The organism is Nonomuraea fuscirosea (assembly GCF_003001935.1).
In the GTDB taxonomy this organism is placed as follows: Bacteria; Actinomycetota; Actinomycetes; order Streptosporangiales; family Streptosporangiaceae; genus Nonomuraea; species Nonomuraea fuscirosea.
Map to the genome: position 1 here is coordinate 341,877 of NZ_PVNG01000007.1, position 12,220 is coordinate 354,096.

Here is a 12,220-nt window from a genome sequence, read left to right on the forward strand (position 1 = left end):
GAGCGGGCGGCGCCGGGCGACGGCGGCCGCCGCGCGGAGCGAGGCCGGATGAGTTCCGTCGCGGGGCAGCTTCCGCTCGAAGGGATGCCGCGGCGGCTCTACTCCTGTACGCCGTCGCGGCTGAACACCTGGCTCGACTGCCGCCGCCGCTACCGGTTCACCTACCTGGACCGGCCGCAGCCCTCCAAGGGGCCCGCGTGGGCGCACAACAGCGTCGGCGCGAGCGTGCACAACGCGCTGGCGGGCTGGTGGCGCGAGCCGTACGAACGGCGCACCCCGCTGACGGCGTCCATCCTGCTCACCAACGGGTGGATCAACGAGGGGTTCAAGGACGTCGAGCAGTCGGGGCGCTGGCTGGGCCGCGCCCGCGACCTCGTGTCCGGATATGTTGCGACTCTGGATCCGACGGACGATCCGGTGGGCGTCGAACGCACGGTCGCCACCCGGACCAAGGTCATCGCCGTCTCCGGCCGCATCGACCGGCTCGACCGGCGCGGCGACGAGCTGGTCGTGGTCGACTACAAGACCGGCCGCCGCCCGCTCACCCAGGACGACGCCCGTTCTTCGCTCGCGCTGGCGATCTACGCCATCGCCGCATCGACGATGATGCGCACCCCGTGCCACCAGGTCGAGCTGCACCACCTGCCCACCGGCGAGATCGTCGAGTGGCGTCACACCGACGAGTCGCTGGCCCGCCACCTGCACCGCGCGGAAGACCTGGCCAGTGAGGCCGCCGAGGCCGACGAGCGGTACCGGGCGGCCGTGCAGGCGCCCCCCGGCACGACGCGCCGTGCGCCCCAGGGCCGGCGCGAGACGGTCGGGCCGCCGGAGGTGCCCGCCGAGGTCGACGCGCTGTTCGCGCCCAGCCCAGGGCCGATCTGCTCCTGGTGCGACTTCCGCCGGCACTGCCCCGAGGGCCAGGCCGCCGGTCCCGACCGCCAGCCCTGGGACGGCCTGGCGGAGTGAACCGGCGCGACCGCGGTCCTGCCGTCCGTCAGGCGGCGGCCCGCGCGTTCGGCCAGCGCCGGGGGTCGGTCAGCCCCTTGAGGCCCTTGCGCACGTCGTAGCCGAGCGCGCCCAGCCGCGCCGCGGACGCGTGCAGCATGTCGCGGGTGGCCGGCATGAAGGCGTGGTCGTGCACGGGCTCGGGCACGGAGTTGGCGGCCAGCCGGAACGCCGCCAGCGCCGCGGTCACGCTCGCCCGCGGGACCTCGGGCAGCGCGCCGTACATGCGCCTGGCCCAGCCGGGCAGCGTGTAGTAGCAGAGCGCGCCGAACGGGAAGTAGACGGGCTTTCCGGCCGAGAGCGGGCGCAGCTCCTTCGGCAGCCGCGGCCAGAGCAGGAACCGCACGGTCGCGGCCGCCTCCGGCGTCACGCGCAGACTGGGGCGTACCCGCTTGAAGTAGGTGTCCATCTCCGCGCGCGAGCCGGGCACGTCCTCCTCGTGCAGCCCCACGTACGTGGCGCTCTTGCGCTGCTCGCGCAGGTAGCGGTCGGCCTGGCGCCCGCTCAGGCCCAGCCCGCCGCGCGTGGTCACCTCCAGGTACGACGACACCTCCGCGCAGTGCACCCACAGCAGCAGCTCGGGATCGTCCACCCGGTGCGTCCTGCCGGTGGCGGGGTCGTGGACGCGCAGCGCCTTGTGGATGCCGCGCACCCGTCTGCCGATCTCGTCGGCCTCCCGCGGGCTGCCGAACGTCACCCGCCCGACGAAGTCCGCCGTGCGGCGCAGCCGCCCGAACGGGTCCTCCTGGAAGTTGGAGTTCTGCCAGACGCCCAGCATGGCCAGCGGATGCAGCGCCTGGAGCATGAGACCGCGCACGCCGGCTACCCACATCGAGCGGTCGAGGTGCACCTGCCAGGTGGCGCTCTGGGGTGGCTGGACGACGATGTCTTCGATGGCCGTCATAGTAAGTACAGAATTACATGGCGCTGGACCTTGTGTCCAAATAGTGCTTTTCGGCCGCGTTCCAGAACCTGACCAGCGCCGCCGCCGTCGTCTCCGGCGCCTCGACCGCGGGCGAGTGGACGGCGCCCGGCACCACCACGCAGTCCGCGCCGAGCCTGGCGGCCATCTCCGACTGCGCGTCGGGCGGCCAGCCGTCGTCGTGCTCGCCGTAGAGCACCAGCGTCGGGATCTCCACCTGGCGCAGCTCGTCGGTACGGTCGCGCATGGTCAGCACCTCCTCGGCCATCCGGGACAGCCCGGTCGGCGAGTTGGTGAGCAGGCGCTTGCGCAGGAACGCGAGGATCTCGTCGGAGACGTCGGCGGCCAGCGCCTCGGGCTCCAGTCGGTGCTGCCAGACGTGTTCGAGACCCAGCACGGGGATCTCTTCCATGATCTTCTTGCCGTTGCGGGCCCGCCTGCCCTCGATCGCGCCGGGACCCGAGCCCATCAGCGTGAACGACGCGAACTTCGTCCGCCCGTCGACGACCGCCTCCCTGGCCACCAGCCCGCCGAAGGAGTGGCCGACCAGATGGACGGGATCGCCGCCGCCGACCACCTGGGCGAGCAGGTCTACGTCCGCGCCGAGCGCGGCGCACGTGTAGGCGTCGGGGGTCTCGGGGCCCGGGGTCTCGTACTGGCCGCGCAGGTCGATGGCGACGACCCGGCGCCCGGACTGGGCCAGGGTCATCAGGACCGCGATGAAGTCCTCCTTGCTGCCCGTCAGGCCGGGGACCAGGAGCGCGGGCCATCGCTCGACCACACCACTGACCGGCAGCGCCTCCAGGGCCGCGAACGTGCCCTGTGACGTCTCGATCTTCTGTGGTGCAACGCCAGGAGGCAGGTCGAGGAATCGCGGCGTACTCACGTGGGGCAACAATACCCAGAGGTCAGCGCCTCGACACCGGCATGGCCTCGACGCCGGTGCGGATTCGGGGGAGTTGCGAGGTATCCGAACCCCGCCGATCCGGCCCGGACGCGGGCGCACCATCGGCCGGGTGGGGACGCCCCGGAGGGCCGGACGCGCAGGGGAACCGGCCTCATGGCACAGTCGGCGCGGCCGTGAGGCCGCGAGAGGAGCCGTGGAGGCTTCTCAGGCCACGCCAGAGCGCATCACCGCCCATGGGGGCTCTTCGGCCACCCAGACGCCCGCTCAGGGCCGTCCACGCGCGTCTGTAGCCGCCCCGGCGCCTCCAGGCCCGGCAGTCCGCACGTAAGGCCCGTTCTGCGCAAGGAGCCCGTTCCGCGTCAGGGGCCCGTTCTGCGTCAGGAGTCCGTTCCGCGTCAGGGGCCCGTTCTGCGTCAGGAGTCCGTTCCGCGTCAGGGGTCCGAGCTGCGTCAGGGGCCCGTTCCGCGTCAGGGGTCCGTACTGCGCGAAAGGGGGCTGGACGCGCGGAAGGGGTCTGGACGCGCGGAAGGCGCGCACCCTGGATGGGGTGCGCGCCTTCCGTCGGGTGCGCGCCCGTGTCGGGCGCGCACCGGGGTCGTCCGGGTCAGCCGGCGCGGCGGCGGTTGCCGCCGCCCCCGCGGGCCTGGCGGCGCTGCTGCTTGCGCTCGGTCGCGGCGGACGGCGCGATGTCGTCCTCGTCCGTGGCCAGGTCGGGCGACTGGAAGATCACCGCGAACGGGCTGGGCGGGATGATGCGCTCCGGCTCCTGGCGCGCCGGTGGCGGCGGCGTGGACAGGAAGCTCGGCTCGGGTACCCGCTGCGTGACAGGCTCGGCCTGACGCACGACGGGCTCGGCCTGACGCTCGGTCACCGGCTCGGACCTGCGGGCTGCCGCGGGCGCGGCCTCCCGCTCGGTCACCGGCGCGGCGGCCCGGCGCTCGGTCACCGGCTCGGCCGCCTCCGGCTCGGGGGCGGCGGCGCGGACGCGGGTGCGCCTGGCCGGAGCCTCCGTGACCGCATCGGCGGGAACGTCCGAGGCAGTCCTGCGGGTACGGGTCCGCCTGGCGGGCGCCTCCGTGACCTCCTCGGCGTCGGCCGGCTGCGCGGGCGTGCCCGCGACCGGCGACTCGGGAGCCTCGGCGAGCGCCTGCTCGATGGCCGAGGAAGCGGCGCCCCTGCGGGAGCGGGTGCGCTTCGGCTCGGCCGCGGCCTGGACCTCGTCCGCCGTGAAGATCGCCGGAGTCTCGTCCGTCTTGGCATTCACAGGCTCGACCTCCGGCCTCTCGACGGGTGCGTTGTCCGCCAGCTCCCGTCCGCCGCGGGTGCGGCGGCGCTGGCGCGGCGTACGGGCGGGGCGCTCCTCGCGCTCCTCCCGGCGTCGTCCGCCACGGGTGCGGATCCGGCCGGTCTCACCGAGGTCCTCGATGCGCTCCGCGGACAGTCCGGCGCGTGACCGGCTGGCGTGCGGCAGGACGCCCTTGGTGCCCTTGGGGATGTTCAGCTCGGAGTAGACGTGCGGCGAGGTGGAGTAGGTCTCCTCGGGCTCGGCGAAGTCCATGCCGAGCATCTGGTTGATCATCTTCCAGCGGGTCAGCTCCTCCCACTCCACGAACGTGACCGAGATGCCCGTGCGCCCGGCCCGGCCGGTGCGGCCGATGCGGTGCACGTAGGTCTTGTCGTCGGTGGGGCAGTCGTAGTTGACCACGTGGGTGACGTCGTCGATGTCGATGCCGCGGGCCGCCACGTCGGTGGCCACCAGCACGTCGATCTTGCCGTTGCGGAACGCCCGCAGGGCCTGCTCGCGCTGGCCCTGGCCGAGGTCGCCGTGCACGGCCGCGACGGCGAACCCGCGCGTGTCGAGCTGCTCGGCGACCATGTCGCAGGCCCGCTTGGTCTCGCAGAAGACCATGGTGAGCCCGCGGCCCTCGGCCTGCAGCAGCCGCGCGACGATCTCGATCTTGTCCATGCGGTGGGCGCGCCACACGATCTGGCGCACCTGCGGCGTGGCCTCACCCTCGCCGCTCTCCATCTCGGCGCGTACGTGCGTCGGACGGTTGAGGTATTTGCGCGACAGCGAGACGATCTCGCCCGGCATGGTCGCCGAGAACAACATCGTCTGCCGCTGCGCCGGGATCAGCTTGAAGATCCGCTCGATGTCAGGCAGGAAGCCCAGGTCGAGCATGCGGTCGGCCTCGTCGAGCACGAGGGTGGTGACCTGGCTCAGGTCGAGGTGCTTCTGCTTGACCAGGTCGAGCAGGCGGCCGGGGGTGCCGACGATGACGTCGACCCCGGCCTTGAGCGCCTCGATCTGCGGCTCGTACGCACGGCCGCCGTACACGGTGAGGACCCGGGAGCCGAGCTTGCCGGCCGCGGTCACGAGGTCCTCGCTGACCTGTACGGCCAGCTCACGGGTCGGCACGATGACCAGCCCGCGGGGCTTCTTGCGGTTCTTGCGCGGCTTGCCGATGCTCTGGAGCATCGCGATGCCGAACGCGAGGGTCTTTCCCGTGCCTGTGCGTGCCTGGCCGATCAGGTCCTGGCCGCTCAGGGCGAGCGGGAGTGCCATCTCTTGGATGGGGAACGGTGCGACGATGCCCTCGGTCTCGAGGGCATCGGCGATCTCTGGTGTGACTCCGAGGTCTCGGAAAGTCGTCAGCGTGGCCTGCCTCAGTCTCAAATGAAGGCGGGCCTGCCGGGACCGACGGGCGGAAAACAGCCCCGTGTCGTGGGTCCTCGCGGTAGAGCCAGCCCTCTCGCGTCATCAGCGACCGCGCACCCGGGGAATCGGGGGTAATCGGGGGATTCCCCCGAATTAACACAGTGCGGTCGCACTTTCACAGAGCAGTGTACTCGATACCACAACGCTGACCGAGCTTGCGTATGTTCCCGTAGATTCACCGAAGTACGCTGCCTTCCATGAACGAGTCTCCTGGAGTCGTCGATCTGCTCGGCGTGCTGGCCTATGCGGAGCTCAGCGCGTACGAGCGGATGACCGAGGACGCCGCCACCCTGGCGCCCTCGCTGGCCGACCGGGCCGCGCTGAGCGAGCTGGCCGTGACCGAGTACGCCCACTTCCGCCTCCTGCGCGACCGGCTGGGCGAGCTCGGCGCCGATCCCGACGCGGCGATGGCGCCGTTCGTGGCCGCGCTGGACGCCTGGCACGCGCAGACGAGGCCGGCCGACTGGCTGCAGGCGCTGGTCAAGACGTACGTGGGAGACGGGATCGCGCTCGACTTCTACCGGGAGGCGGCCAGGCACCTCGATCCCTCGATCGCCAAGCTGGTGGACGAGGTGCTGGTGGACGAGGAACGCTCGCAGTTCGCGGTCGAGCGGGTCAGGGCGGGCATCGAGGCCGAGCCGACCGCCGCCGGGCGGCTCGCGCTGTGGGCACGCCGGCTCGTCGGGGAGGCGCTCAGCCAGGGGCAGCAGGTGGCCTCGGCGCGGCCGGAGCTGGCTCTGCTGCTGATGGAGTCGCTGGGGGAGGGGCAGACCGATCTCTCCCGGCTCTTCGCGAGCCTGACCGAGGCGCACAACAAGCGCATGACGGCCATGGGCCTCTGACCTGCTCCCTGCCTGGCTTCCCCCCTCCCACACCGCCTTGTCTGGGCGGTGCGACTGTTGTGCGGGTTGTCCTGCGGGGATTGTGCGGCTGTTGTGCGGTTTGTTCTGCGGCGGGTCTGGTCATCGGGCGGCGCGAGGGCACGAAACGGCGGTAGCGTGCCAGACATGAGGGCCTCGCGCCGCTACGGCAGTTCCTTGACCAGATGTGGGCCGAATCGCTGGACCTCGCGCGCGGTGTTGCGGAGAGGCAGCGCGGAATGCCCGGCGACCGAACCGGGACGGGCGTACGTCCCCCGCCGCCGATGGCCCCGCGCCTGCGCACTCGCCCGCCCCGGCACCCACCACTGACCCGACCCCGCCAGGCCGCCCGCGCACGGCGAGCCAGGTGATGGCTCGTGCTCGTGAAGGGGTACGGCGGTCGAGCCGTACCCCCTCCGATGAGTCTCTACAGCGTGCCGCCGAAACCGACCGGCCGGGCCTCGTCCTCGCCGATCTCGACAAACCCGAGCGAGGCCACCGGCACCAGCACCCGCCTGCCCTTCACGTCGGTGATCGAGAAGACGCCGCCGCGATCGACGGCCAGCGCGTTTCTGATCTCCTCCTCGACCTGCTGGGCCGTGAGCTCGGTCTCGACAACGAGTTCGCGGTGTACGGACCGTACGCCGATCTTGACTTCCATGGTGGCTCCCTATTCGACGGGCTGGCTCACTCCATCGTGACCGCTCAGGCCGGCGAAAAGGGTGAATGATCGCGGCCAGCGAACGGGTTATGCCGTACGCGGAAAACCGCTGATGCCGCGCCAGGCCAGCCGGGCCATGAGCTGCTCGGCCGCGTCCTTCGGAATCGAGCCGTGGGTGGTGACCCAGTAGCGGGCGCTCACCTCGGCCATGCCCACCAGCCCGACCCCGAGCAGGTGCGCCTCGTCGCTGGTGCAGCCGGTGTCCTCCTGGATCAGCTCGCTGACCATCTCCGCGCACTGGCTGAGCGAGTGCTCGACCCGCTGGCGTACCGGCGCGACGTTGCGCAGGTCCGACTCGAAGACCAGGCGGAACGCCTCACCCTGGGAGGAGACGAAGTCGAAGAACGCGCTGAACGTGGCCTGCACGCGCAGTTTGTTCTCCTGCGTGGAGGCCAGCGCCTCTCTGCACCGGTTGACCATGTCCTCGGCGTGCAGGTCGAGCAGCGCCAGATAGAGCTCGAGCTTGCCGGGGAAGTGCTGGTAGAGCACCGGCTTGCTGACCCCGGCCCGGTCGGCGATCTCGTCCATGGCGGCCGCGTGATAGCCGTTCTCCACGAACACTTCCTGCGCGGCGCTCAGGAGTTGCCGGCGGCGGGCCAGACGGGGCAGCCGGGTGCCCCGGGGTTTGGCATCCGGGGTTGCGGTCACGCGGGTCTCCATTGCTCTCTCAGCGGGCTGTGCGGACATCCTACGTGCGCGCCGGCCGCGGCCCGGTGACAACGCTCATCACCGGTCATCCGTCGCGCACCTCGCCGGCGTCAGCCCAGCTCAGCGGTAGTCCTCGTCGTCGAGGTCCACCTCGCGGTCCTGGTCGGCGGCGTCGGCGGGATCGACGTCGAGCGGCAGCTCACGGCGCAGCCTGCCGGTCTGCGAGCCCAGCTCGCGCTGCTGCTCGGCGGCGTCCGCCTCGGGCGTCTCGATGGACAGCTCCCCCTCGTCGATCGACACCTCTGCCTCGTCCTCCTCGATGTAGGCCCGCTCATCCCCGCGAATGTCCATCTCCGACATCTCTGTCCCCTCTCGGTGTGGACGCACCCAGCCTACGCCCGGCGGAAAAGGTCGCCGCGCTTCTCCACTCTGGCGAGTACGTCGGGCGCGGTGAAAACCAGGTCATCAGGATCTTCGCAGCTCTCGACCTCTTTCCACGTGAGCGGCGTCGACACGGTGGGCCGTTCCCTGGCCCGCAGCGAGTAGGGCGCGACGGTGGTCTTGGCCGGGTTGTTCTGGCTCCAGTCGATGAACACCTTCCCCGGACGCAGCTTCTTCGCCATCACGCTGACGACCTCGTCGGGATGCTCCTTGGCCAGGAGCTGGGCCAGCCTCTTGGCGTACGCGGACGGCTCCTCGCGGCAGTCCCAGTCCGCGTACAGCTGCATGCCCTTGTTGCCGCTGGTCTTCGGCACGGCCGTGAGGCCCTCCTCCTTCAGCGCCTCGCGCAGCATGAGCGCCACGCGCGTGCACTCGACGATCGTCGCGGGCGGCCCCGGGTCGAGGTCGAAGACGAGCGTGTCGGGCGGCAGCGCCGCGCCGTCCTCGTCCACGCGCCACTGGGGGACGTGCAGTTCGAGTGCGGCGAGGTTGGCGTAGTAGACGAGCGTGGGCAGGTCCTCCACGACGGCGAAGTCGATCGTCTCGCGGTTCTTGGTGCTGCCGGGCACGGGCAGGCTGACCCGCCTGACCCAGTCGGGCGTGTGGTCGGGGGCGTTCTTCTCGAAGAAGAACTGGCCGGTGACGCCGTTGGGGTAACGCTTGACGGTCAGCGGCCTGCCTTCGAGGTGCGGCAGCAGGACGGGCGCGATGCGGCTGTAGTAGTCGATGATCTCGGCCTTGGTGAAGCCGTACTCGGGATAGAGGACCTTGTCCAGGTTGCTCAGGGCCAGCTCGCGGCCGTCCACCTTGACCGGCACCTTCATCGCGTGACCTCCGCGGGGAGCTTGTCGGGGCGCAGACCGCGCCACACGGGATGGCGCAGCCGCTGCTCGTCGGTCCACATCGTGTAGGCCACCTCCCCGACCAGATCGGGCCTAACCCACCGATTTCTCCACGGAACCTCGTTGCGGAACGGGCTGCGCGGGATCTCCAGGGGCCGCAGCATCCGGTACAGATCGTCGAGTACGGCGTCGGTGAACCCCGTGCCGACGTGCCCCACATACGTCAGCCCCTCATCCGTGAACACGCCCATGAGCAGCGACCCGATGCCTCCCGCGCGGCGTCCCTTGCCGGGCTTCCAGCCGCCGATCACGACCTCGCGGGTGGTCAGGTTCTTCACCTTGATCCACCAGGGCGACCGGGTGCCCGCCCGGTAGGGCGAGTCGAGCCGCTTGGCGACCACGCCTTCGAGCCCCTGCTCATGCGTGGCGCTGAGCAGGTCGGACGCGCCGGGAAAGTAGGGGGCCGCGCCGATGTCCAGCTCGTCGAGCAGCGCGCGGCGGTCGCGGTAGGTGAGGTCGAAAAGCGGCGTCCCGTCGAGATAGAGCAGGTCGAACGGCATGTACGTGATCGGATACAGCCGCAGCAGGTCCGGCTCGGGGTCGGTCAGGTGCATGCGGTGCTGGAGCCGGATGAAACTGGGCCGGCCACGGGGGTCCAGCGCCACGAGCTCCCCGTCGATGACCGCGTTCTCGATCCCGAAGCCGGAGATCTCCGGATAGCGGCGCGTGTACTCGACCCCGTGCCGGCCCATCAGCCGCACACCGCCGCCGTCGAGGTGCAGCAGGGCCCGGATTCCGTCCCACTTGACCTCGAGACCGTACAGATCGCGGTCGGAGGGTAGTTCCCCAGGTACAGCGAGCATCGGTTCGATTGGGTATGGCATTGGTTGCCCCATGACGGGTATGTGCCCCAAGGCGAGCTGTTGAGAGCTGAGGAGTGTCCATGCGCAGCATCTGGAAAGGTGCGATCTCCTTCGGACTGGTGACGATCCCGGTCAAGCTCTACTCCGCGACAGAACAGAAGGACGTCTCCTTCCACCAGGTGCACCGCGAGGACGGCGGCAGGATCCGGTACAAGCGCGTGTGCACGCTGGACGGCGAGGAGGTGCAGTACGCCGACATCGCCAAGGGCTACGAACTGGCCTCGGGCGAGATGGTCGTGCTCACCGACGAGGACTTCGAAGGCCTGCCCCTGACCACCTCGCGCCGGATCGACGTGCTCCAGTTCGCCCCCGCCGAGCAGATCGACCCCATCTACTTCGCCAAGTCGTACTATCTGGAGCCCGACGCGCAGGGGGCGAAGCCGTACGTGCTGCTGCGCAACGCCCTGGAGAGCTCGGGCCAGGTCGCGGTGGTCAAGGTGGCGCTGCGCCAGCGCGAGTCGCTGGCGACGCTGCGGGTCAGGGACGGCGTGTTCGTCCTGGAGACCATGCTCTGGCCGGACGAGATCCGCACGCCCGACTTCGGCTTCCTGGAAGAGGACATCGAGGTACGCGCACAGGAACTCAAGATGGCCGAGTCCCTCATCACCACCATGGAGTCGGACTTCGACCCCAGCGAATACCACGACACCTACCGCGAGGCGCTGCAGCAGGTGATCGAGGCCAAGGTCGCGGGCAAGGAGGTCATCCCCGCCCAGGAGGAAGAGGAGGGCGGGCCCGCGGTGGACCTCATGGCGGCGCTGCGGGCGAGCGTGGAGGCCGCCAAGCGGGAACGCGAAGGGGCGCCGGCCAAGCCGAAGAAGACGGCCGGGAAGTCGAAGAGCGAGGAGAAGGCCCCCGCCAAGCGCAAGACCCGCAAGTCCGCGTAGCAGCCCCCTGAGGGCCCGGTCGCGCTGCGGGCCCGCTCCACCGAGCGCGCTGTGCCGCCCGGTCCTGCTGCACCGAATCCTGCCGTGCCGCCGGTCTCGCTTCGCCGAGCCCTGCCGTGCTACTGGTCCTCCTTCGCACTGAGCCGTGCCGTGCTGCTGGGTTGCCTCACTGAAGCCTCTTGCTGTGCGGCGAGCTCGCTTCCGAGCGCTGCTGTGCTGTCGGCTCGCCCGAACCGCTGTCGCTCTGTCCTCTGTAGGGCCGCGTAGGCCGTTCTGCGGCCGTGTGACCTGCCCGCCGATCCACAGACCGGTCGCTCACCGGGCCGCATCGGGCAGCGCATCGGGCAGCGCATCGGCTCCGGCACAGCTCAGCGAGTCGGCGACGAGTGGATCACCAGACGGGTCCTGCCCGGCCTGCCATGTCGATCATCAAATGGGACATATCAGGATAATTCGTGTTACTTCATCGTATAGCCCTTTAATGCAAGCAATAAGATTGTTAATGCAGAGCAAAATGGAGCTGTGCCTGTTTGCTAGGCAATCTGCCGGAAATGACAGCTTGTGGATGACTCTTCAGCGGGCGTCCAAGATTTGTTTCCGGTTATTTCGGAAACGTCGAGAACGGGGCAATCGATCCTTTAGGGGGAATACGCAATGCCCAAGCTCAAGAGCGTACTCGCAGGCCTCGCCGTCAGCACCGCGCTGGCCGGCGGTGTGGTGAGCGCGGGAGCGGCCACCACCGCTGCCAGCGCCGACGCCGCCACCCAGGTCAGCACCGGCACGTCCGTCCTCACCAACGGCTGCGGCTGGGGCTGGCGGCGGAACCGCTGTGGCGGCTGGGGCTGGAACCGTGGCGGCTGGGGTTGGCGCCGTCACCACCACCACAAGCTCCGCGTCAAGGTCAAGATCCACAACCGCAACTACAACCGTAACCACAACCACTTCCCGAGGGTCGAGCGCGACGCCGTCACTCGGTAATTGACGACCGTCCAGGAGTGGGTCCGTAGTTTTATACGGAACGTTATCCCTTTCTCCTAGCGGCACCCAGGTGAGGGCTCTCCGGCGTTTGCCGGAGGGTCCTCATCCTGTTATTCGCGCACCCGTGGAAAAGCGCTCGCCTTTATGAGGTGAGGGCGGCTCGGGCCTGCCCGCGAACGTACGCGAGGCCTGTCCGCCCTGGAACACGTCGGAGCGGCGCGCAGGACCGCCACCTCACAGCGGCGAGGACATCGCTGTGAGGCGGTGACCCGCGTGCCAGGCGCCGCGTTGCGTGCATCCGCACGCCGAGGTCGCACAGAGCCGCATGGACGGCCACCGATGGTGCGAGGGGGCGGGGCGGCCGGGA

Annotated in this window: 12 protein-coding genes; 4 read left to right on the forward strand and 8 right to left on the reverse strand. The window is 70.1% G+C overall.

Features of this window, described 5'->3' with window-relative positions; all coding sequences use genetic code 11:
• Positions 1-48 precede the first annotated feature (48 nt).
• Complete coding sequence (locus B0I32_RS18905) at positions 49-966, forward strand: RecB family exonuclease (protein WP_106240889.1); 918 nt, start codon at positions 49-51, stop codon at positions 964-966.
• A gap of 28 nt (positions 967-994) precedes the next feature.
• Here the strand turns inward: B0I32_RS18905 and B0I32_RS18910 are convergent, their stop codons facing one another.
• The 3 genes from B0I32_RS18910 to B0I32_RS18920 form a co-directional block, all read right to left on the reverse strand.
• Entirely contained in the window at positions 995-1,909 is a 915-nt protein-coding gene (locus tag B0I32_RS18910; protein WP_106240891.1) for an oxygenase MpaB family protein, read from the reverse strand.
• A 13-nt stretch (positions 1,910-1,922) separates the two neighbouring features.
• Positions 1,923-2,813, reverse strand: a complete 891-nt coding sequence (locus B0I32_RS18915) for an alpha/beta fold hydrolase (RefSeq protein WP_106240893.1) — start codon at positions 2,811-2,813, stop codon at positions 1,923-1,925.
• A gap of 625 nt (positions 2,814-3,438) precedes the next feature.
• Entirely contained in the window at positions 3,439-5,400 is a 1,962-nt protein-coding gene (locus tag B0I32_RS18920) for a DEAD/DEAH box helicase (RefSeq protein WP_219911881.1), read from the reverse strand.
• A 350-nt stretch (positions 5,401-5,750) separates the two neighbouring features.
• Between B0I32_RS18920 and B0I32_RS18925 the strand changes: the two genes are divergently transcribed.
• Positions 5,751-6,395 carry a ferritin-like fold-containing protein gene (locus B0I32_RS18925; RefSeq protein WP_106240894.1) on the forward strand — a complete coding sequence of 215 codons (645 nt, stop codon included), beginning with the start codon at positions 5,751-5,753 and terminating at the stop codon, positions 6,393-6,395.
• 445 nt (positions 6,396-6,840) lie between these two features.
• Here the strand turns inward: B0I32_RS18925 and B0I32_RS18930 are convergent, their stop codons facing one another.
• From B0I32_RS18930 to ligD (B0I32_RS18950), 5 genes are all read right to left on the reverse strand, one after another.
• Complete coding sequence (locus B0I32_RS18930) at positions 6,841-7,074, reverse strand: DUF3107 domain-containing protein (protein ID WP_106240896.1); 234 nt, start codon at positions 7,072-7,074, stop codon at positions 6,841-6,843.
• A gap of 87 nt (positions 7,075-7,161) precedes the next feature.
• The gene (locus B0I32_RS18935; protein ID WP_181307534.1) at positions 7,162-7,782 is read right to left on the reverse strand and encodes a TetR/AcrR family transcriptional regulator; all 621 of its coding nucleotides are present in this window, start codon (positions 7,780-7,782) and stop codon (positions 7,162-7,164) included.
• Between the two features lie 120 nt (positions 7,783-7,902).
• Complete coding sequence (locus B0I32_RS18940) at positions 7,903-8,133, reverse strand: hypothetical protein (protein WP_106241074.1); 231 nt, start codon at positions 8,131-8,133, stop codon at positions 7,903-7,905.
• A 41-nt stretch (positions 8,134-8,174) separates the two neighbouring features.
• Positions 8,175-9,047, reverse strand: coding sequence for a non-homologous end-joining DNA ligase (gene ligD / locus B0I32_RS18945; RefSeq protein WP_106240901.1), 873 nt, complete (start codon positions 9,045-9,047; stop codon positions 8,175-8,177).
• Positions 9,044-9,928 carry a non-homologous end-joining DNA ligase gene (gene ligD / locus B0I32_RS18950; RefSeq protein ID WP_219911882.1) on the reverse strand — a complete coding sequence of 295 codons (885 nt, stop codon included), beginning with the start codon at positions 9,926-9,928 and terminating at the stop codon, positions 9,044-9,046. The genes ligD (B0I32_RS18945) and ligD (B0I32_RS18950) overlap by 4 nt, the downstream gene beginning before the upstream one ends.
• An 80-nt stretch (positions 9,929-10,008) precedes the next feature.
• Here ligD (B0I32_RS18950) and ku point away from each other — a divergent pair, with 80 nt between their 5' ends.
• Both ku and B0I32_RS18960 read left to right on the forward strand, forming a co-directional pair.
• Positions 10,009-10,875 carry a non-homologous end joining protein Ku gene (gene ku / locus B0I32_RS18955; protein WP_106240906.1) on the forward strand — a complete coding sequence of 289 codons (867 nt, stop codon included), beginning with the start codon at positions 10,009-10,011 and terminating at the stop codon, positions 10,873-10,875.
• A 654-nt stretch (positions 10,876-11,529) separates the two neighbouring features.
• The gene (locus B0I32_RS18960) at positions 11,530-11,853 is read left to right on the forward strand and encodes a hypothetical protein (RefSeq protein ID WP_106240909.1); all 324 of its coding nucleotides are present in this window, start codon (positions 11,530-11,532) and stop codon (positions 11,851-11,853) included.
• The last annotated feature ends 367 nt before the right edge of the window (positions 11,854-12,220 follow it).

Excerpts from the sequence above, each read along its gene's own strand:
- B0I32_RS18905 (WP_106240889.1), top strand. The coding sequence starts at position 49 with ATGAGTTCCGTCGCGGGGCAGCTTCCGCTCGAAGGGATGCCGCGGCGG.
- B0I32_RS18910 (WP_106240891.1), bottom strand. The coding sequence starts at position 1,909 with ATGACGGCCATCGAAGACATCGTCGTCCAGCCACCCCAGAGCGCCACC.
- B0I32_RS18920 (WP_219911881.1), bottom strand. The coding sequence starts at position 5,400 with ATGGCACTCCCGCTCGCCCTGAGCGGCCAGGACCTGATCGGCCAGGCA.
- B0I32_RS18925 (WP_106240894.1), top strand. The coding sequence starts at position 5,751 with ATGAACGAGTCTCCTGGAGTCGTCGATCTGCTCGGCGTGCTGGCCTAT.
- B0I32_RS18930 (WP_106240896.1), bottom strand. The coding sequence starts at position 7,074 with ATGGAAGTCAAGATCGGCGTACGGTCCGTACACCGCGAACTCGTTGTC.
- B0I32_RS18940 (WP_106241074.1), bottom strand. The coding sequence starts at position 8,133 with ATGGACATTCGCGGGGATGAGCGGGCCTACATCGAGGAGGACGAGGCA.
- ligD (WP_106240901.1), bottom strand. The coding sequence starts at position 9,047 with ATGAAGGTGCCGGTCAAGGTGGACGGCCGCGAGCTGGCCCTGAGCAAC.
- ligD (WP_219911882.1), bottom strand. The coding sequence starts at position 9,928 with ATGCTCGCTGTACCTGGGGAACTACCCTCCGACCGCGATCTGTACGGT.
- ku (WP_106240906.1), top strand. The coding sequence starts at position 10,009 with ATGCGCAGCATCTGGAAAGGTGCGATCTCCTTCGGACTGGTGACGATC.
- B0I32_RS18960 (WP_106240909.1), top strand. The coding sequence starts at position 11,530 with ATGCCCAAGCTCAAGAGCGTACTCGCAGGCCTCGCCGTCAGCACCGCG.